Here is a 19133-nt window from a genome sequence, read left to right on the forward strand (position 1 = left end):
GTAAAAAAATCACCACATTTTTGAGTGCGATTCTATTATACTATTATTAAAAGAAATGGAATATTTAGTAAAAACAAGTGCACTTATACACCCCACTACATTATAAGAGAGGTGAAAGGTTACAAATCCAGGTTACTTTAAGAAATCTCGAGGTTTGTAGCTGCGTATGGAAAAAAAGCAGAAACGTATTGTGAAAACATCTATTAATGGAAAATTAGGCTTTGCCTTTTTGGTTGCATTACTATTACCAAGTTTATTAATTGCTTCAACATCATTTATTGCTTCAAAAGAAGAATTAGAAAATCAAATACATGGTAGTGCCAATCAGAGTGTTGTCACCATTGATGGATTTATAAATAAACATTTCGATCCAATTGTTAAGAGTGTTGATTATTTTTCTGACCAACTGACTCAAGAAGATTTACAAAAAGAAAATTGGGATAGTACTTTAAATATATTTAAAAATTACTTTGAAACAAGTGAAGGCATTCTTTCTACTTTTATTGGAACAGCTAAGGGAGAAATGATTCAATATCCGGATTTAGGTCTCATGAACAATGCTGAGTTTGATCCTACAACCCGTGATTGGTATATAAAGGCTAAAGAAAATTCTGGACAAGTGGTTATTTCTGATCCACATCAAGCTGCTTCAACAGGTGATTGGGTAGTAACGGTTTCTAAAACGCTTAGCAATGCAGACGCTGTATTTGCTGTAAATTTAAGAATGGATAGTTTATATGAAATTATTAATTCCATAAAAGTTGGTCAAACAGGTTACCCGTTTTTAATGACAGCAAACCAACAGATCATAGCTCATCCAACATTGGAATTAGGTTTAGATGTTTCCCAAGAAGAGTGGGCTAAGCGAATGATAGAACCGGATATAACATCATTTGACTATATATTTGAAGGTAAAGAGAAACAAATGTTTGTTCAAACAAACGCATTAACTGGATGGAAAATTGGCGGAACAATGTTTACAAGTGAAATTAGCGATGCCACAAAACCAATTCTAAATTCGACGATTTATGTTGTAATCGGATCACTAATTTTACTTAGTATTTATTTAATAGTTATCATCCGTTCGATAACGAAGCCTTTAAAAGTAATAACAGATGCCTCAGTAGAAATGAGCGCGGGAGATTTACGGACGAAAGTAGATGTTTTAAAAAGAGATGAAATTGGTATTCTTGGAAAGTCATTTAACAAAATGTCGACAATGCTAGCCTCTATTATTTCACATATTCATAATAAGTCTGAGGTTATTCTATCATCTTCTGAAGAGTTAAGTTCAACAATTGATGAAAGTACAAAATCGTCAGAACAAATAGCAGCTGCTATGGGGTTAGTTCAAAGAGGGTTAGAAAATCAAACGGATAAACTAAATCAAAGCTTTGCCTCTTTAAAGGTTGTATCAGAAGATATTCAGAAAATTTATCAGAATACGAATACAGTCACAATGAAAGCAGAAGAGGCTGAATCTAAAATTGACGTTGGACATGAGATTGTTTCCTCTACTCAACAGCAAATGAAAACAATCGAAGGAACCTTTAATATGTTATCTGCGGATATTAGTACTGTAAATAATTATGCTAATAAGATTAATGAAATTGTGAATGTAATTACATCGATTTCAGAACAAACAAACTTACTAGCGCTAAATGCAGCGATAGAAGCAGCACGTGCTGGAGAACATGGTAAAGGCTTTGCAGTAGTTGCTGAAGAGGTACGTAAACTTGCAGAACAAACAAATAATTCTTCCAACCAAGTACAAGAAATTATTACGGCAATTCAAAGAGAGTCTTCGAAATCTGTAGAATCAATGAATTCAAGTCGCCTTGAAGTTACAAAAGGTTTAGATATGTTTATACAAACAGAAAAGAACTTCATGGAAATTAAAATGTTGATAGAACAAATTACAGATCAACTACAGCAAGTTGTTGAAAGCACTCACCAAATTGCGCAAAATAGCGAAAAAGTCGTTTCAGATATGACGGTTGTAGAAGATATATCAAATTCCTCAAAACGTGAAATTGAGAAAGTTTCTATAGCGACAGAACAACAATTAAGTTCTATGGAGGAAATTGCTGCGACAGCAGAAGCCTTAGAACATATAGTAGAGGATTTATTAAAAGAAGTAGAAACATTTAAACTTCCAGATTATGATGAAAAATAAAAGCAGGAAGCTGGGATAAAACTGAAAAGACACCATTTTCTCACGTGAAAATGGTGTCTTTTGATATGAAGGACGTTGATTTCCATTTCGTGTGGACGCTTTCCGCGGGCATGGCCTCAACTAATTTTTGCCGTCTATGGCCGGCAAAAATGGATTTTCGGCTCATGCTATTCCCGCAGGAGTCAGCCACACTCCATTCCAATCAACTTTTTCTAAATAGCAAATTTTCATCACTAATATTTCTAAATAAATTTGAAAAATCGATTTTTGTTCCAAATTCTTTTTATTATGGGATTAATGTATACAGATTAAGAGACAATCAGTGTCTTCTTTTATTTCTTTGACAAAGAATTAATATAAATGAGAATATTCGTCAAAGATTTCATTTTATTTCCCGAGAAATGTCTATAAATGCGTTTATTGATTTCCAGTTTTGTTAATGAAAATAGTAAATCTATCATAAATTGTAGATAACAGTTATCGGAAAGGGGCGAGCGACTATTGGCTATTGTAATTTCTACAATTAACTTAAAAGGTGGCGTGGCAAAAACTACAACAACAGTTGGCCTTGCAGAAATGCTTACATCAGAATTTAAGAAAAAAGTATTAGTTATTGATTTAGATCCTCAAACGAATGCTACTTTAATGTTAATAGGTGAAAACAAATGGAAAGATTTAAACGAGGACGGTTATACAATTGCTACAATTTTTGAAGAAGCATTAGACCCCGATGAAGTAAAATTTATTTTAGAAAAAACAATACAAAAAAGTGTTTCAAATATTTCATCTATAAAAAACTTAGATTTACTACCATCAAGTTTGGATTTAATGGATGTTCAAGAGCGTATTGCAAAAATGGCGACAGGACCATTTCATGAAACGAATCCAATAGAAATTCTTAAAAAAGCTATCCGTCCAATAAATTATCATTATGATTATATTTTAATTGATTGTCCTCCAAACCTTGACATCATTACTTTAAACGGCTTACGAATTTCAAACGGCTATCTCATTCCAACCGTACCTGATATCCTCTCTACATATGGAATTCCCCAAATTGTTAAACGAGTTAAAGAGTTTGCTAGAAATTTAGATATAAAATTAGAATCATTAGGTATTGTAGTGACAAAATATAAAGAAAATTCGAAAATTCATAAAAGCACTTTGGAGTTATTAAAAAATGAATCCGATGCACCTTTATTTGATTCAATTTTTAAAGAAAATAATCAGATGGCAAATGCAGCAGATTTTACAAAGTATTATAGTACCTTTAAAGAAAAATGGGGGTATGATAGCCAATCACAAGCTTTTTATAATCTGGCAAAACAAATTGTCGAAAGGTATGAAAGAAAATAATGATTCATTTAAGATAGCCTGTATCATTATTTTTAAAAATTTATGTAGTAGATTATTTTAAATAAAACCATAGCTTTTCCTGAGATAAAATCGCCTAATTGGGACAAACTATTTTATGAAAAGCAGACAATCTATTTTGGTCTTGTCTGAATTTTTCATTTCAAATCAATGAGGAGGATAGCTATGGCAAATAAAGAAGCGAACAATAAAAATAACAATGTAAATGTTTATGGTGCAAAAAATAATCAGAATCAAAAGGCCAAAAACAACAATGAAGAGTTTGCTTCTGAATTCCAAGTAGACAACAATCGGCGGCCTGAAGCAGCTTTCGATCGAAATTCGTTCGAACAGGAAAGACCTGTAAGTGAACGAACTGCATGGAACTAACTGTTTGGTAGCTATACAGAGCATTGATTTTAAGGCTAAAGAGGAAACTCTTTAGTCTTTTATTAATTATTCTGTCCCAACTAAGCAATAATATGATTGAGATTTGAGCACTATTGACAATAACTAGTCGCATCTTAAAATAAAATCAACAACATTATAAATTACTTCCAGAAAAACTTGGCTAATAAATAGGGCATTAAAATTATTTATAGTAATAACACTAGACAATACTAAAACTATAAAATAGTATACATATTGATGTTTTTACTAGATATATAAATAAAATAAGGAAATTTTGTTTAATGAAAAGAAAAATAATCTTAATTCTTTCTACTATTCTTATACTTGTTTTTACAAGCCTTAGTTTTCTTGCAATTAATTTCCGAATGAAAGTCACAGTAGAAGATGCAGTCGTCAATCATAATCTAGAAGTAGCTAAAGGACTGGCAAGTGATTTAGATATAGAAACTTATAAAAAGTTTCTGGAGAATCAAGAAGAAAACCAATACTATTGGAAAATTCGGAGTGAGTTGAACGAATTTAGGGATAAAGTAGTTGCACTATATGTTTATACATTGGACATAGATAATCCTGAAGTTTCGAAAACCCTCATTGTTGGTATGCCTAGAAATATTCATTTTCCAATAGGAACAAATTGTACTGTACCTAAAAAATATGTAGAACGAGCATTTTTATATAACGAACCCTATGTAACAAAAGAAATTCATGATCCTGAATTTGGTACATATATGTCTGTTGGAGTACCGATTAAAGATGAATCCGGAGATGTATTAGGGTATTTGGGTATGGATATTAGTTCAGCATCGATTCATCATATTGAGAAAGCGGTTATTAAAGATCGTGTTGTTATCTTTATATTTATCGGGTTGTTCATAATTATTATCATTGTATCTTTTTTATTTTTACAAAGATGGTATCAAAAAGAAGTTACAAAAGAAGTAGGGTATGCAGAAAATACATATCAATCAGAATTAAGCACGCTTATTGCATCTGTTTCTTCATTTCGACATGACTATATTAATCATATCCAAGTCATTCAAGGGTTACTTCAAATTGGTGCATACGATAAAGCATTAGAATATGTAACATCCCTTAATAAAGAAGTTAGTATGATTGAAAAGTTGAAACTAAATATCGACCATCCTGGATTAGCGATTTTATTACAGACGAAAAAAATAGCCGCGGAAAACTATCAAATAGATATGGATTTTGGTATTTCTCAAAACGCCTTTGACCACATCAAGTCAATTGATTTGATAAAAATCTTATCTAACTTAATAGATAACGCCATTGAAGCAACAATGGAACTTCCAGAGAGTAATAGAAAAATAGAGGTAATTTGTACTGCTGAGGCTACGAAATATATTTTTCAAGTAACAAATACAAGCATAAAGAAAATAGAACCTGATCTTATTTTTAAACAAGGCTATACAACGAAAGATAGGGACGTTAAAAAGATAAGAGGGCAAGGGTTGTTCATTGTTAAAGAAATTGTTAAAAAGAATAAAGGATTCATTTCAATTAAATCAACTGACGATGATATGAAGGTAATCGCAAAAGTTGAAATTCCGATTAAGTAGTGACAATTTCTAGTTTTGAAATAAACTTATAATTTTTACTCAAATAGCTAAAAATAAGGGAAACCTTTTTTTGAAGAGAGTGAGTATGAATGAAGAAAGTAGTACTGGGATTAATTTGCCTTCTTATTTTTACAACGGCTTGTACTGATAATGGGGATGAAACACCCGTTGAGACAAATTCAACAAATTCAGCAGTTAATGCAGGTCTAGAAGTTTAAAACCTTTCTATGTATATACAAGGGATTGGAAATGGGGCATTCGGAATGTGTGGACATTCTGAATGCTTTTTTATTACGGGAGATATATTAAAAAGGGCATGGAAATGTATTTCACACCCTTTTGTTTCAAATTTTTATTGTTTGTTAGTCTTCCTTGTAAAATCTTTCACCAGTTTCGGGGTTGAAATAAATGACTAATTTTTTTCCTGTAGTTGGGTCAATTGTTATTTCATTTGTACGTACAAAACCTTTAGGAACTTGCTTCCCATGTTTTTTCTTGAAGCGGCGATCATAAATTAGATAAGATAAAATAATTAATAAAATGAGAATGACGAGTTGAACACCGTAAAATCCTATAATCCACTTCATTTGTTATGCCTTATCAATTTTAACAGCCGTTCCATAGGCGATGATTTCACTCATGTTTTGGCCGATTTCACCAGAGTCAAATCGCATCATAACGATTGCATCTGCTCCCATTGCTGCAGCATTTTTTACCATGCGATCGATGGCTTGTTTTCTTGCATCTTCAAGCATTTCAGTATATTGATTAATTTCCCCACCAACTAGTCCCTTTAATGAAGCGACAATATCTTTTCCAATTCCTCTAGCTCGTACTGTTAGCCCAAATACTGGACCTAAAACTTCAGTTACTTTGTAATTTGGAATATTTTCTGTTGTAACGATAATCATATAGATTCACTCCCCTTAATTTAGTCAATTCATTGTTATTATATTACTTATATGGTTGGATAAACCACATTATTATAAAATTCAGTTCTCTCTGACAAGATTGAACAGGGAATTAGTATAAACACTTTGATATTGGATGAAAATGTAAGATGAACATAAACTAGTAATCTAAAATAAACTGCCCCGTAAAAGTTAGACAAAAATCTAATTTTTACGGGGCAGTTCAAATATAGTGCTGGCTTTTTTATTCTATAGTTCATCTTAATTTATTTAATATTGTTACCCGATATTTTTTGAATAGAAAAAATGTCATGAAGTAAATTAAGATTGAGGAGAGTACTATATTTATTATTGCACCAGTTAGAAATAGCACTCCACTCGTATGAGATTTGAAAAATCCTGAAAGTGTATGTTGAATAGCTGTTGAATACTCTACTTCTTCAAGTGTATCAACTTTAGGTTTTCTATCTAATAGAAAGCCTCCAATCATGTAATTTAATATAAAAAGTAGTGGCCAAATTGGAGTACCTATCACACCGCCTACAAATGCTGAAATGGGATTTGATCTAGTTAATTTTGCTAGACCAATAGAAAGTACAGGGCCAAAACCAAACAGTGGAATCCAACTTGGTATAAAACCCATAGTAAGGCCTAAAGCTACTTGATGTGGACTAGATTTTAAGCGAAATAAACGAATAAGGTAATATTTAATTCTCCTTCTTATTTTCATTCTTTGATTATCCCTTCTTATTATGCAGAAAATGGAATTTTTCGTAAAAATAAACTACAACCTAAGGGAAAGTTGTAGCTGTAGACAATGGAATGTTTATTTTTTGTTTTTTACAAATTGATAAAGTACATAAATAATATACGTAGGTGCTGCAATATAGATTAAGTAAGGAAATTTCCCATAAGTATTTTTGAATAATATAAATAATAAACATCCTAAAAAAATCGTAACAATTGTACCGTACTTAGGTAAAGGAACATCTTTTAAACTTGGAATTTTAAGTTTACTAACCATTAAAAAGCAAAGCGCAGTAAAAATAACTGCTGTTATTATATTCGGAATCAGGTGGTTGAACAAGGACAATAATGCTAATATGCCACCAGCGGCTGTAATTGGAACACCGATAAAGTAGTGTTGTGATGACTTATTACTGCTAATATTGAATCTTGCTAATCGGAAGGCACCAAACAAAGGGAATAATCCAGCAATCGCTAATCCAAGTAATTCTAACTGGTAAAAGTAAGTATAATACATTAGAAATGATGGTGCGATTCCAAATGTAACGATGTCAGCTAAAGAGTCTAACTCTTTTCCTAAAGTACTATCGGCATTGAAGATCCTCGCTAATCTGCCGTCCATACTATCTAACATCATGCCTATTATTATTAATATTGCTGCGTTTTTATAATGACTATTTGCAGCAAAACCTATTGATAGAAAACCACAATACAAGTTGCCTAATGTTAACATATTGGGGATAGCCTTTTTAATGCGCAAACTCAATCACCTACTATTGAAAAAAATGGATATACTAACTTTACGAATCTTTAAATTTTAACATCTATAATTGAATGTGTCGAGAAATGTCCTTGCGCTTAAAATGAATGGATTCCCCATGACATCATATTGAAACGATGGAGAGGATAGAACAAGACTAACACTTGTGATTTTTTAGTTCTTACATATCTTTTCTACTGCGGGAATATCAGCAGGGGCAAATTCAAGTTTCTTAAATTTATCTCTTGCCACCCATCTTGCATCTGCGTGTTCCATTGCAATAGGTACTCCACCAATTATATTTGCTTTAAACGTTTGTAATCTTACAATAATATCCTCATATTCACAAGTTGTGTCTTCTACTTTTTCTCCAACATTAATTTCACAGTTAAATTCTTCTTTAATTTCCCGAACTAATGCTTCTTCTGGAGTTTCACCATTTTCAATTTTACCGCCGGGGAACTCCCAATAATTAGGTAATGACATATTTGGTCCTCTTAGAGCACAAAAGATTTCATGTTGATCATTTTCAATAATTGCTGCAACCACATGGAGAAGTTTTTTCATGTATTTCACCTATTTCATAAATTGAATTTTGAAAATCAAAAGTAGATGTTTATTATAGACAATAATTATGTTCAATATCAAAAGTACGCAGGAGAATAACTATGGAGCTAATGAAAAAGGGGAGCAGTATCATACTGTAATCGACATAAGGAAAGGAGTTGTCTGAAAAGTCATTTTGAGACAACTCCTTTGTAACTGACGCTACCGCTTTCGTCACAGATAAATTGCGACGAGGATGGTGACAACCACCACAGGAACAATAATTCATAAGAGATATTTATCAAGAAAGAAAAGAGGTGTCCAAAAAATTATTACTTTTTGGACACCTCCATAGTAGTTCTTTTTAATATTTGAATTTAGATAGATTGCTTTTTAGAGCTTCAGCTAAAGTTGTGAGTGATTGCGCTGAGGAAGAAACGTTTTCCATTGCAGCCAATTGTTCTTCTGAAGAAGCAGCAATTTCCTCCGTAATGGATGCAGATTTTTGTGCCATGTCTGCTGCATCACTAGCAATGGTTGCATTGATTTGAATATTCTCTGCAAGTTGTTTTGCCGTTGCTGAAATTTCCTCCATTTGTGGTGTTATTTCTTTTGTACTTTTAATGATTTCATTAAATTTCTGGATTGTCTCTTGAGAAATTTGAACACCAGCTTGAACATCATTATTGACTTTTAACATTGTTTGTACGGTGTTTTCTGTGTCGTTTTGAATTGTGTGTACGATTGTATTTATTTCTTGTACTGATTTTTGTGATTGTTCAGCGAGTTTTCTGACCTCATCAGCAACAACTGAAAATCCTTTTCCATGTTCTCCAGCACGGGCAGCCTCAATTGCAGCATTTAATGAAAGTAGATTTGTTTGTTCTGCAATTTCAGTTATGACTGCTAAAATGGAGCTTACTTTTTTTGTACTTTCATATAAGGATTCCATCATTTTATTGGATTCAGTAACAGACTCATGAATAGAGTTCATTTGTTCAACATTGTTCTCTACTACTTTTTCACCTTCTTCAGCTTGTAACAATGTATTATAGGATAATTTTGTTACAACGGAAGAAGAATTAGAAATTTCCACTGTATTGTGTAAAAAGTCGTTTAACAGTTCAGAACTTTGTTTCGCACCGAATGCTTGTTTTTCAACATTACTTGCAACCTCTTGAATAGAAGAAGCTACTTGTTGACTAGCTGCTGTTGTCTCCTCTGAAATCGCAGATAGTTGTTCAGATGAAGCTGCTACTTCCTCAGCACTCATCTCAACTTGTTGGACAAGCACTCGTAAACTATTTTGCATCTCGTTGAAGGCAGTTGCTAAATGACCAATTTCATCATTAGTTTTGATTTGGATTTGTTCCGTTAAATCACCTTTACTTACAGTAATAGCTTTTTCTTTTAAGACTTTTAGTGGTTTAATAATCGATCTGATAACAAAGTACATCGTGCAACCACCTAATATAAGTGCAATAACAATGATAATTATCATGTTATGTAAAATAGGAGCAGCTGCTTGCTTTATTTCTGAGTAAACTAAAGTTCCGCCAATTTTCCATCCTGTTAATTCATTTGTATGGAAACTCATATATTTCTTTTCGTTATCTTGAACAAAGTCAAAGGCACCTTCATTTGCTTCAAACATTTTTTTATAATATTCTTCTTCAGCTGGAGCGGCTGCTTCTTCGGTTGGATGAGCAATAAAGGTTTGGCTTTTATCGATAAGTAAAGCGTGGCCACTTTCACCGATTTGAACATTTTCAATTAAATCCTGAAGATGTTTAATATTAAGATCAAGTCCTACCACACCTTCTCCATCAGCGGTAGTTTTTGAAATGGTTACAACCATATCCCCAGTCGTTATATCTGGATAGGGCTCTGAAATAATAATTTGTCCATTATTTTCAACGGACTCTTTATACCAATCTCTTATTCTTGGGTCATAATCTGAAGTATCAGTAATAATCGGTTCTTCTATAAAATCACCTTCACTAGTTCCAACATAGATACTAAAAATTTCAGGATGCAACTTTGAGTACTGTGCGAGTTCTTTACGTAGCTCCGTAGTGCTTTCACCTTGATAGGAAGCAGTAGTAATTTCTTTTGAGAATGTTTCAATATCAAAAATGCTAGAATTGATTGTTTGATCAATAGAACTGTTTAGTAAGTTAAGGTTTGCATCAATATTATCGGTTATTGCTTTTGTAACTTCTTTTTCAGCTTTTAAGTAACCGAAAACCCCTACAGCTATCGTTGGAATAATAAGAAAGAATGAAAATGTTAGGATTAATTTGGTTTTAATATGATTAAGTTTTTTAAACATACTTGTCTTTTATTCTCCTTCTTTAAATTAACATTTGATATAGAAAACCATTATGTATATTAACACAATTAGTAAAGTAATAATAAGGAAATGTAGGGATTTTGCAGAAAAAAATAGTATTTTTAACGAAGCGTTAAAATTCAGAAAATACAGGGAAATGTATTCCTGATTCTTTAGAGAGTTGGATGTAGGTGAGGGTCAAATCCGTATTCTTTTTATTAAGGGGTAGTTATTGTATGATTGGCTTTAGTAATTAAATTGTTTTCAATGGGAAAAGTAAGGGGAGACCATATGCCAGCCGCTATTATTGTTTTAGTATTAGCCATTATTTCTGCAATTTTTTTAAGTCGTGGAAAAACTAATAAAAGGAAGTTCCTTATCTGGGGAATTGCAACGATTATTATCATTGCACCGCTTTTGTCGTGGGTTGCGGGTATATTATTTGGAATCAGTGTCGGTGATGGGTTTGCGGGAATGACCATCATGATTTATGGGTTTGTTTTTTTAGAAGTCGTTGGTTTTAGTATTTTATATTTCGGTATATTTAATCGTGAAAAATTAAAAGATATGTAATGAAGCGCTCTACAACATGGTAGAGGCGCTTTTTTATACATGATAAAAGCATTCAATATACATACTATTGTTTAATAAATTGGAATTTAGGTGAAACAATGGTGCGGAAAATTTTATTAATCATCGGTGCATTGTTGATTGTACTGATAGGTTTTGTAATGGCTTTATCCATCTCAAAGACTCGTGATATTTCTGATATCCAAATTACCTCAGATAAAAAACCGATTATTATTATTGCGGTAGATTCTTTAATGAGTAAACCTCTTCAAAAAGTGATAGCACAGGGGAAAGCTCCAGCATTTAAATATTTAATTGAAAATGGTGAATTCATTCCAAATATAGTTAGTTCTTATCCGACGATGTCCGTAACTATTGATAGTTCATTATTAACAGGTACTTTTGCTGATGAACATAATATACCAGGGCTAATTTGGTTTAACGAAGATGCAAATCGAATCGTTAGTTATGGGAGTGGACCTGGTGAAATTTGGAATACTGGAGTTCGTAATGTCGTTCAAGATAGTGTGATTCGATTGAATAATGAACATCTGAATTCTGAAACTACCACAATCTATGAAGATTTAGCAAAGCGTTCGATACAATCAGCCTCAATTAATGGTGTGATATATCGGGGAAGGGATGAGCATAAACTCAATGTTCCTGCACTAATATCAACAATGGCACTATTGCCAAAGGATGTGAAAGTTAAAGGGCCAGATATTCTATCCTTTGGCGTTTTATCACAATTAAGTCCAAATAATAACTTTCAAAAATTTGCTTGGGACAAGATGGGAGTTAGTAACGACTTTACGGTTAATGAGTTCAAATTTTTATTAAAACAGAACCAACTACCACCTTTTACTTTAGCTTATTTTCCTGATGCAGATGCACGCATACACAGTAAGGGACCTGACAACCTAAAAGCCATTGAAAAATTGGATGAATCATTACAAGAAATGCTAAATTCTTTTCCGACTTGGGAAGAGGCAATAGAGAAAGTAACTTGGATTATTGTTGGAGATAGTGGTCAATCTTATGTGAAAAAGGATAAGGATAAATCATTAATTGATTTAAATAAACTACTTAGCAAATATTCATTTTGGGAACGGGACAATAAAAATGGTCAAATAGCTATTGCAGTAAATGAACGAATGGCCTATATCTATTTGAAAGATGAACAAATTGATTTTAGTGAAGTTGTAAATGTTTTAAAGCAAGATGAACGTATTGGTTTTATCTCTTGGAAGGAAGGTACACAAAACGTCGTAACAGCACCTCATAAAGAAGAGATGGTATTTTCTGCAAATGGTTCTTTAAAAGACGAATATAATCAAAATTGGGACATAAAAGGGGACACATCCATTTTAGATTTATCAGTTCAAAATGGAAAAATACAATATAACGATTACCCAGATGCACTTGCAAGACTAAACGGGGCACTCCATTCCCACAAAGGGCGCTATATTATTGTGGATGCTTTACCTAATTATGAATTCATTGAAAATCACAGTTATGATCATGCAGGAGGGGGAGCTCACGGTTCATTGCACAAAGTAGATTCCCTTGTACCACTTATTATTACTGGAACAGATTCTAAGCCAAATTCTCTCCGTATTGTAGATATAAAAGAGTGGATATTACAATTGCTGAAGTGAGTTAAATTTCTAAATTAAAATCGCGGCCTACAATCGTAAGCCGCGATTATTTTTAATTAATTCTCTTTTTATCCTTACTCATAATAATTAAATCGTAAGGGTCGTTTCGAATATCTTTCGTCCTTTCATCATTTTTAAGAAATTGCGTGATTTCATTTTCAATTCTTTCAACAAGTTCATTAACATTTGGATCTGTTGATTTTATTGATGTTTTTAGTTTTATCATCAAAGGATAAGGATGGAAGGAATACGAAAAACCTGTCACATTAAAATCCTTATTTTCCATTAATGCGCTACCGATAGCGTGAATATTTCCTCCCCAACGTAATTCCTGTTCTCGTGCCTTCATATCAATTTGTGTGATTCGCATTTTAAAATCATCGCCATATTTTGAAGAAGCTGTTTTTAATAACGCCTTTAATTGTTCCATTCTTTCTTTAGATTCCGTATTCGGGACAGCGACATAAATAAAATTCTGTACATTATTGACGCGGGCTTCAATTGGGAAAGCAGGTTCAAAATGATTTTCATCTAGAAGTGCCATAATCTCATCGTGTAAAGCTTCACTAGCTTTCTCCATTTGAACCGTTTCAGGGTCATCTTCTGGCCATGGAGTTACTTCACCAGCTTTTACATCGATTGAAAAGTGACCGAGATTTTTTTCTTGTAGGGCAGTATCTACATTTGTCACTACTTCGTTTTTAATTACTTGAATTTCTTGATCTGTGCCAATTAACGTAATGGAAATCTTCTTCCCGTTAATTTGAAGATCTAGTAGTTGGTAGTTATGTTTATTCATCACATTATATACGGTATCATTTAAAGCAATGGTACGTTCTTGTTTATTAATAAATTCTGAAATATAAGGGATATTACTAACAACCTTAGCCATTGCAGGTGAAACATAAGTTGAAGCAATAAGTAGTGCAACCATTGCAAAGGTGATTGTTGCAGCTAAGGTCATTCTTTTAACAAACGTGTGGTGACTTTTTTTACTAGTTTCATGGATTTCTCCAACTTTTTTAAATACATATTCTTTATGCTTCTGCTCAAATTTAAGATCGTTTTGCTCTGGATAGTTCCATTTATTTTTCATCGATGATTTCCTCCTCTAACGTTACTTTTAAAGTAGCTCTTGCGCGGTGGAGTCTTGTTTTCACAGTGTTGCTTTTAATAGCTAAAAGTTCTGCAATCTCATCGATGGAAAAACCTTCATAGTAATAAAGAATAATGGACTCCCTTAATTTTGTTGGAAGTGCGAGTACTTTTTTAAACAATTCTTCATTTTCTTCACTTACTAAAAATTTTGACTCCGATGAATGACTACTACCTTTAAAAAATGATTGAAGTTTATCCCGATAATAAATATTTCGGTAAGACCAGCTTTTTAAATAGTCTTTGCACTTATTAACCGTAATCCGATAAATCCATGTTTTATAAGTGGAGCGTTGTTCGAAATTTTGAAGGTGCTTGTAACAACTTATAAATACTTCTTGCGAAATATCTTCTGCAATTTGTTTTTCTTTTACATACGTAAAGGCCAGTCTCATTACTAAGTCTCCATACTGTTCCATTAACCATTCCAGTTGTTCTTCCTTTGTCGCATGGTTCACTTCCTGGATGGTGGGGGATTTTAAATGTATTAATTTAGCATGCATTTTTAATTCCTCATTTTTGTTTTTATCAGTTAGACGGAGGTGGATAGAATACCGTTCCGTAAACATGTTATAGTAAAATGAAAAAAAGATATATTTGAAACTAATACCAAATTTGGCCGTTACATTAATAGAGATATTAAGAGGGAATGCGAGGTATCGAATATGAAAAAACTTTTAGCCGTTAGCAGTCTAGTAGTTTTCTTATGTGGGTGTTCAGATCCTATTTCACTTCCAGAAGATTTAAAGTCAAATTTAGGAAAAGAAGAATTCGTTGAACCAGAGACATCAGAATACACTACATATGTAAAGTCGATTCGAGAATATATGTACTATAGAACACAAGCTGTATTAAATCACGACGTAAACTTGCTTTGGGATAGATATCCGGATTTAAAAAATAATATCGATCAGAAGACGGGAATTAATATCGAAAAAGACGAAATTGATTCGATGGATGATGTTATAGATGCTAACTATAGTATTGAAAGCTACGAACCAATTAAAGTTAAAAGGATTAACGAGCAAGAAGTAATTATACTAGTACATGGTAGCATTTCCTATGTGAAAAAAGACTTCGATGAAGCAGGTGGGGAATACTTGATAGAAGTTAATTTGCAAAAGAAAAGCGACCAATGGACAGTTGTAAAAACGGATGAATACCTCGAACATGAATATAAAGAATGGTTGGAGGAAAGGGAAAAATAACTTGGAAGTAAATTTTTTCTGACATTTACAAATACGTCGCTATCAACTATACTTCACTTTAGAACAAAAATGAATACGATACATATAGGTTTCTTAAATATTCGATTAAGAATGATTTAAGACTAAGAGGGAAGTTGGTGTAAATCCAACACGGTCCCGCCACTGTAAGCGAGTAGGAAGGTTACGCAATATCCACTGTGTTTTATAACATGGGAAGGAGTAACCGACTGTTGATTCGTAAGTCAGGAGACCTGCCTATTATGTAGTTTAAACTTCCTCGAGGAAAGGAATGTTTAAAGCGCAGGTAACCGAACTTAATTTTTGGTTATATACTTCTACATAAACTGCCTTTTTACAAAACGCTTTCCAAGAGGGATGGCGTTTTTTTTATTGTTCTAACGTAGAAGGAGGAATTTGAAATGAAAGAGATTTTCAAAAAGTTGGGACTGTTCACCGCGTTTCTACTGTTAAGTATTGGGTTACTTGCAGGGTGTGGTACGGACGATACTAACACACAAGATGACGCGGATACAAACGCAACTGAAGAAGCTAATGAGAAATCGGGAAATGTGTTCCCAGTAACGATAACAGATGATGCAAATAGGGAAATAACGATTGAAAAAGCACCTGAATCAATTGTTTCCATTCAAACAAGTAATACAGAAATTGCCTTTGCATTAGGGCTTGGAGATAAAATTATTGGTGTATCAGATTATTGTAACTATCCAGCTGAAACAGCCAACATTCAAAAAGTTGGTGGACAAGATATTAATGCAGAGCTTGTTTTAAGTTTAATGCCAGATATGGCGCTTGTAACAGATTATCACTACAATACCCATCCAAAAGTATTGCAACAATTTGAAGATGCAGGAATTAAAGTCATCGTAGTTGGAAGTGCAAGTTCATTTGATGATGTTTACGAGAAAATTAAAATGATTGGTACTGCTACGGGTACAAGTGATAAAGCAGAAGAAATTATTACGGACATGAAAGATCGTCACCAAGCAATCAAAGATAAGGCAATAGCTTCAGTGAAAGAGAAAAAACGTGTTTGGGTAGAAGTTTCACCAGCTCCAGATATTTTTACAACAGGTAAAAATACATTTATGCACGAAATGCTTGAGTCAATTCAAGCAACAAATGTTGCCGAAGACCAAGAAGGTTGGGTGAAATTAAACGAAGAGGAAATCGTTAAATTAAATCCAGATGCCATTATTACAACGTATGGATACTATATTGACAATCCAAGTGAACAAGTGCTTGCGCGGGAAGGATGGGCGGAAGTACCTGCTGTAAAAAACGGAGAGGTATTTGACGTTGATAACGATACGGTTACAAGACCTGGTCCTCGTTTAATTGAAGGAGTCGAGACACTTGCAAAACTTATCTATCCGGAAATTTTTAAACAATAAAACAATTTGGTTATACATTTTTAGCGGAGGGCTCCTACTTTGTACGGGCCTTCTTGGCTTATTTTTAAGTAGTGTGACAGTACCAATAGCAACAATTTTACATATCATTTCAGAAAAAACATTGGGTATGGGTTGGCTACAAGTTATTCCGAAAAATGAAGAAATGATTATTTGGAATATCCGTTTGCCCCGTGTCGTTCTTGCTTTTTGTGTTGGTGCTTCTTTAGCACTAGCAGGGGCAGCTTTCCAGGGGCTATTACGTAACCCATTAGCAGATCCTTATACCATTGGAGTTTCATCCGGGTCCTCACTTGGCGCGGTTCTTGTTTTGTTTTTCCAAGTATCTATTATTGGTTTAGGTAGTTTTACACTGCCAGTAGTTGCCATCGTAAGTGGTTTAACTACTCTACTTGTTGTATTTGGGTTAGTGCAATTAAGTAGTAGAAGTTTGGCAATTGAAACGATTATCTTAGCCGGTATTATTGTTAGCTCCTTTATTGGTGCACTTGTTTCCCTCATTATTTCATTAGGTGACAGAGATGTTATGACACAAATTATTTATTGGTTATATGGAAGTGTCGGTATGAGAGGGTGGGAATACGTTCAACTCATTATTCCATTCATGATAATTGGATCGATTATTTTATTTTATCATTATCGTGAACTAAATGCGTTAGCTCTTGGGGAGGAAACTGCCGATCATATTGGTGTGAATGTAAAAAGAGGAAAAGCTTTTATATTAGTAGGTGCGTCTTTATTGACCGGCTCAGCAGTAGCTGTTTCTGGGTCAATTGGATTTGTTGGACTTGTTGTTCCTCACTTAGTACGTCTTATAATTGGACCAAATCATCGCCATGTATTGCCGTTATCCTTAATAACTGGTGGTAGCTTTCTAATTTTAGCAGATTTACTGTCTAGGACAATAATTGCACCAACAGAACTTCCAATTGGTGTCGTTACTGCCTTAATTGGCGCACCTGTTTTTGCATTTTTATTAATTCGAGAAAAAAGGGGGAGAAGAGGATGATAAAAATTGAGAACTTAGTAGGTGGATATTCAAATGCTCCTGTACTGACAGGAATTAATTTAGAAATTCATAGAGGTGAGTTTTTTGCTCTACTTGGTCCAAACGGTAGTGGAAAAACAACTCTTTTCAAAATGATTACAGGGCAATTGCCAATCCAAAGTGGTAATGTTTTATTATCCGATAAAGAAATCTCCTCATACTCAAAAATTGAAAAAGCAAAAAAGGTAGCCGTTCTTACACAAGAAGTTCAAGTATCTTTTGATTATACGGTAGAGGAGATTATTAGTCTTGGTCGTTATCCACACCAAAAGGGATTATTAAAAAGTCTTTCAAAAGATGACCAACGTATTATTGAAGAAATGATGGATATTACAAAGATTAGTCATTTCAGAAAAACACAATTTAAAAAACTGAGTGGCGGTGAAAAGCAACGAGTTTTACTAGCAAAAGCTCTAGCCCAAGAACCAGAAGTTTTACTTTTAGACGAACCAACTAATCACTTAGATATTAAACATACATTTCAACTTTTAGATTTACTGAAAGAACGCCAAAAAACAAAAGGATTAACGATCTTTTCAATACTGCATGATTTGAATGTGGCAGCACTTTATGCAGATAGATTTGCCTTATTGCATAATGGAACCCTTAAAGAAGTGGGTGATGTGGAGTTATTACGGAAAGCGGAACAATTACAGGATGTGTACCAAGTGAAGGTGAATGCTCAATCACATCCAACTGTACCTAAGCCTCAACTGTTAATGACGCCAGAGTACTCAAAAGATATAGAGAATATAAGTTTCAAAGACTCCTATGAAATAAAAAAGAATGAAAACGTAACACATATACAATTTTCAAAACCGCTTAGAACAATGTCTAATGGAGCATTTGGTGAAGGAATCCAATGGTTTAAGCATTTCTATTTTACTGATAATACGGAGAAACACGGAATATCAAATGACAAGCAAGCTTGCATCGTTCCAACAGAAAATATCATGATAACGGAAAATTCACAAATGATGGCAGTAGTAGGTATGGAAAAGGGCTCATATAAAATATTGCTCTTTTTAGATGGTCATTTTTCAGACGGTGAACTTATCAATGGTTTTATGGCATTAACTGAAGGGAAGATGCATGCTGTAAAATGCTTAGATTCAAATTCGTTAGATACACAGCTCCTTGCGGTAACACAACAAGGAAGAAAAATAACTGCTCAAGAAATTAGAGAATTTATCTATAGTGCAATAACTAAAGCAACGGGTATGAAGTTGCGTTTAGAGGTGGGGTGAA

General features: G+C 33.4%; 19 protein-coding genes and 1 riboswitch. Of the genes, 11 read left to right on the forward strand and 8 right to left on the reverse strand.

What is annotated here, in order from left to right; all coding sequences use genetic code 11:
• Window positions 1-166: 166 nt before the first annotated feature.
• The 5 genes from D8M03_RS04450 (at window position 167) to D8M03_RS17950 (ending at window position 5738) form a co-directional block, all read left to right on the forward strand.
• On the forward strand, window positions 167-2176 hold the full coding sequence (locus tag D8M03_RS04450) for a methyl-accepting chemotaxis protein (protein WP_121213525.1): 2010 nt from the start codon (window positions 167-169) through the stop codon (window positions 2174-2176).
• Window positions 2177-2677: 501 nt separating this feature from the next.
• Complete coding sequence (locus D8M03_RS04460; RefSeq protein WP_211330866.1) at window positions 2678-3532, forward strand: ParA family protein; 855 nt, start codon at window positions 2678-2680, stop codon at window positions 3530-3532.
• Between the two features lie 183 nt (window positions 3533-3715).
• Window positions 3716-3919, forward strand: a complete 204-nt coding sequence (locus D8M03_RS04465) for a hypothetical protein (RefSeq protein ID WP_121213529.1) — start codon at window positions 3716-3718, stop codon at window positions 3917-3919.
• A 302-nt stretch (window positions 3920-4221) separates the two neighbouring features.
• Window positions 4222-5520 carry a sensor histidine kinase gene (locus tag D8M03_RS04470; protein WP_121213530.1) on the forward strand — a complete coding sequence of 433 codons (1299 nt, stop codon included), beginning with the start codon at window positions 4222-4224 and terminating at the stop codon, window positions 5518-5520.
• Window positions 5521-5609: 89 nt separating this feature from the next.
• The gene (locus D8M03_RS17950; RefSeq protein ID WP_281272146.1) at window positions 5610-5738 is read left to right on the forward strand and encodes a hypothetical protein; all 129 of its coding nucleotides are present in this window, start codon (window positions 5610-5612) and stop codon (window positions 5736-5738) included.
• Between the two features lie 144 nt (window positions 5739-5882).
• On the opposite strand, the gene D8M03_RS04475 is transcribed toward D8M03_RS17950, so the two are convergent.
• From D8M03_RS04475 to D8M03_RS04500, 6 genes are all read right to left on the reverse strand, one after another.
• Window positions 5883-6107, reverse strand: coding sequence for a hypothetical protein (locus tag D8M03_RS04475; RefSeq protein WP_121213532.1), 225 nt, complete (start codon window positions 6105-6107; stop codon window positions 5883-5885).
• Between the two features lie 3 nt (window positions 6108-6110).
• The gene (locus tag D8M03_RS04480; protein WP_121213534.1) at window positions 6111-6431 is read right to left on the reverse strand and encodes a YbjQ family protein; all 321 of its coding nucleotides are present in this window, start codon (window positions 6429-6431) and stop codon (window positions 6111-6113) included.
• A 256-nt stretch (window positions 6432-6687) separates the two neighbouring features.
• On the reverse strand, window positions 6688-7161 hold the full coding sequence (locus D8M03_RS04485; RefSeq protein WP_121213535.1) for a DUF2062 domain-containing protein: 474 nt from the start codon (window positions 7159-7161) through the stop codon (window positions 6688-6690).
• A gap of 96 nt (window positions 7162-7257) precedes the next feature.
• Window positions 7258-7938, reverse strand: coding sequence for a CDP-diacylglycerol--serine O-phosphatidyltransferase (gene pssA / locus D8M03_RS04490; RefSeq protein ID WP_121213537.1), 681 nt, complete (start codon window positions 7936-7938; stop codon window positions 7258-7260).
• A gap of 174 nt (window positions 7939-8112) precedes the next feature.
• On the reverse strand, window positions 8113-8505 hold the full coding sequence (locus D8M03_RS04495; protein WP_121213539.1) for a (deoxy)nucleoside triphosphate pyrophosphohydrolase: 393 nt from the start codon (window positions 8503-8505) through the stop codon (window positions 8113-8115).
• A 343-nt stretch (window positions 8506-8848) separates the two neighbouring features.
• Window positions 8849-10816, reverse strand: a complete 1968-nt coding sequence (locus D8M03_RS04500; protein WP_121213541.1) for a methyl-accepting chemotaxis protein — start codon at window positions 10814-10816, stop codon at window positions 8849-8851.
• A 291-nt stretch (window positions 10817-11107) separates the two neighbouring features.
• Between D8M03_RS04500 and D8M03_RS04505 the strand changes: the two genes are divergently transcribed.
• Entirely contained in the window at window positions 11108-11389 is a 282-nt protein-coding gene (locus tag D8M03_RS04505; RefSeq protein WP_121213543.1) for a hypothetical protein, read from the forward strand.
• Window positions 11390-11487: 98 nt separating this feature from the next.
• Entirely contained in the window at window positions 11488-13044 is a 1557-nt protein-coding gene (locus D8M03_RS04510) for an alkaline phosphatase family protein (RefSeq protein WP_121213545.1), read from the forward strand.
• Window positions 13045-13096: 52 nt separating this feature from the next.
• Here D8M03_RS04510 and D8M03_RS04515 read toward each other — a convergent pair whose 3' ends face one another.
• Complete coding sequence (locus D8M03_RS04515; protein WP_121213546.1) at window positions 13097-14140, reverse strand: DUF4030 domain-containing protein; 1044 nt, start codon at window positions 14138-14140, stop codon at window positions 13097-13099.
• Window positions 14130-14702, reverse strand: coding sequence for a sigma-70 family RNA polymerase sigma factor (locus D8M03_RS04520; protein ID WP_121213548.1), 573 nt, complete (start codon window positions 14700-14702; stop codon window positions 14130-14132). The genes D8M03_RS04515 and D8M03_RS04520 overlap by 11 nt, the downstream gene beginning before the upstream one ends.
• A 162-nt stretch (window positions 14703-14864) precedes the next feature.
• On the opposite strand from D8M03_RS04520, the gene D8M03_RS04525 reads away from it, so the two are divergent.
• The 4 genes from D8M03_RS04525 to D8M03_RS04540 all read left to right on the forward strand — a co-directional run bounded on the left by D8M03_RS04525 (window position 14865) and on the right by D8M03_RS04540 (window position 19132).
• Complete coding sequence (locus tag D8M03_RS04525) at window positions 14865-15407, forward strand: hypothetical protein (RefSeq protein WP_121213549.1); 543 nt, start codon at window positions 14865-14867, stop codon at window positions 15405-15407.
• 70 nt (window positions 15408-15477) lie between these two features.
• Window positions 15478-15680: riboswitch (cobalamin riboswitch) on the forward strand.
• A 146-nt stretch (window positions 15681-15826) separates the two neighbouring features.
• On the forward strand, window positions 15827-16819 hold the full coding sequence (locus D8M03_RS04530) for an ABC transporter substrate-binding protein (RefSeq protein ID WP_121213551.1): 993 nt from the start codon (window positions 15827-15829) through the stop codon (window positions 16817-16819).
• Window positions 16782-17846, forward strand: a complete 1065-nt coding sequence (locus tag D8M03_RS04535) for a FecCD family ABC transporter permease (protein ID WP_121213552.1) — start codon at window positions 16782-16784, stop codon at window positions 17844-17846. The genes D8M03_RS04530 and D8M03_RS04535 overlap by 38 nt, the downstream gene beginning before the upstream one ends.
• A complete protein-coding gene (locus tag D8M03_RS04540) occupies window positions 17843-19132 on the forward strand; it encodes an ABC transporter ATP-binding protein (protein WP_121213553.1) in 1290 nt (429 codons plus the stop codon). Before D8M03_RS04535 ends, D8M03_RS04540 begins: the two co-directional genes overlap by 4 nt.
• Window position 19133 lies beyond the last annotated feature (1 nt).

The organism is Ureibacillus endophyticus, from assembly GCF_003628435.1.
GTDB classification, from domain to species: domain Bacteria; phylum Bacillota; class Bacilli; order Bacillales_A; family Planococcaceae; genus Ureibacillus; species Ureibacillus endophyticus.

What these genes read in the sequence shown, in the direction of transcription:
- D8M03_RS04450 (WP_121213525.1), top strand. Translation starts at nt 167, where the DNA reads ATGGAAAAAAAGCAGAAACGTATTGTGAAAACATCTATTAATGGAAAA.
- D8M03_RS04465 (WP_121213529.1), top strand. Translation starts at nt 3,716, where the DNA reads ATGGCAAATAAAGAAGCGAACAATAAAAATAACAATGTAAATGTTTAT.
- D8M03_RS04470 (WP_121213530.1), top strand. Translation starts at nt 4,222, where the DNA reads ATGAAAAGAAAAATAATCTTAATTCTTTCTACTATTCTTATACTTGTT.
- D8M03_RS17950 (WP_281272146.1), top strand. Translation starts at nt 5,610, where the DNA reads ATGAAGAAAGTAGTACTGGGATTAATTTGCCTTCTTATTTTTACAACG.
- D8M03_RS04475 (WP_121213532.1), bottom strand. Translation starts at nt 6,107, where the DNA reads ATGAAGTGGATTATAGGATTTTACGGTGTTCAACTCGTCATTCTCATT.
- D8M03_RS04480 (WP_121213534.1), bottom strand. Translation starts at nt 6,431, where the DNA reads ATGATTATCGTTACAACAGAAAATATTCCAAATTACAAAGTAACTGAA.
- D8M03_RS04485 (WP_121213535.1), bottom strand. Translation starts at nt 7,161, where the DNA reads ATGAAAATAAGAAGGAGAATTAAATATTACCTTATTCGTTTATTTCGC.
- D8M03_RS04495 (WP_121213539.1), bottom strand. Translation starts at nt 8,505, where the DNA reads ATGAAAAAACTTCTCCATGTGGTTGCAGCAATTATTGAAAATGATCAA.
- D8M03_RS04500 (WP_121213541.1), bottom strand. Translation starts at nt 10,816, where the DNA reads ATGTTTAAAAAACTTAATCATATTAAAACCAAATTAATCCTAACATTT.
- D8M03_RS04505 (WP_121213543.1), top strand. Translation starts at nt 11,108, where the DNA reads ATGCCAGCCGCTATTATTGTTTTAGTATTAGCCATTATTTCTGCAATT.
- D8M03_RS04510 (WP_121213545.1), top strand. Translation starts at nt 11,488, where the DNA reads ATGGTGCGGAAAATTTTATTAATCATCGGTGCATTGTTGATTGTACTG.
- D8M03_RS04515 (WP_121213546.1), bottom strand. Translation starts at nt 14,140, where the DNA reads ATGAAAAATAAATGGAACTATCCAGAGCAAAACGATCTTAAATTTGAG.
- D8M03_RS04520 (WP_121213548.1), bottom strand. Translation starts at nt 14,702, where the DNA reads ATGCATGCTAAATTAATACATTTAAAATCCCCCACCATCCAGGAAGTG.
- D8M03_RS04525 (WP_121213549.1), top strand. Translation starts at nt 14,865, where the DNA reads ATGAAAAAACTTTTAGCCGTTAGCAGTCTAGTAGTTTTCTTATGTGGG.
- D8M03_RS04530 (WP_121213551.1), top strand. Translation starts at nt 15,827, where the DNA reads ATGAAAGAGATTTTCAAAAAGTTGGGACTGTTCACCGCGTTTCTACTG.
- D8M03_RS04540 (WP_121213553.1), top strand. Translation starts at nt 17,843, where the DNA reads ATGATAAAAATTGAGAACTTAGTAGGTGGATATTCAAATGCTCCTGTA.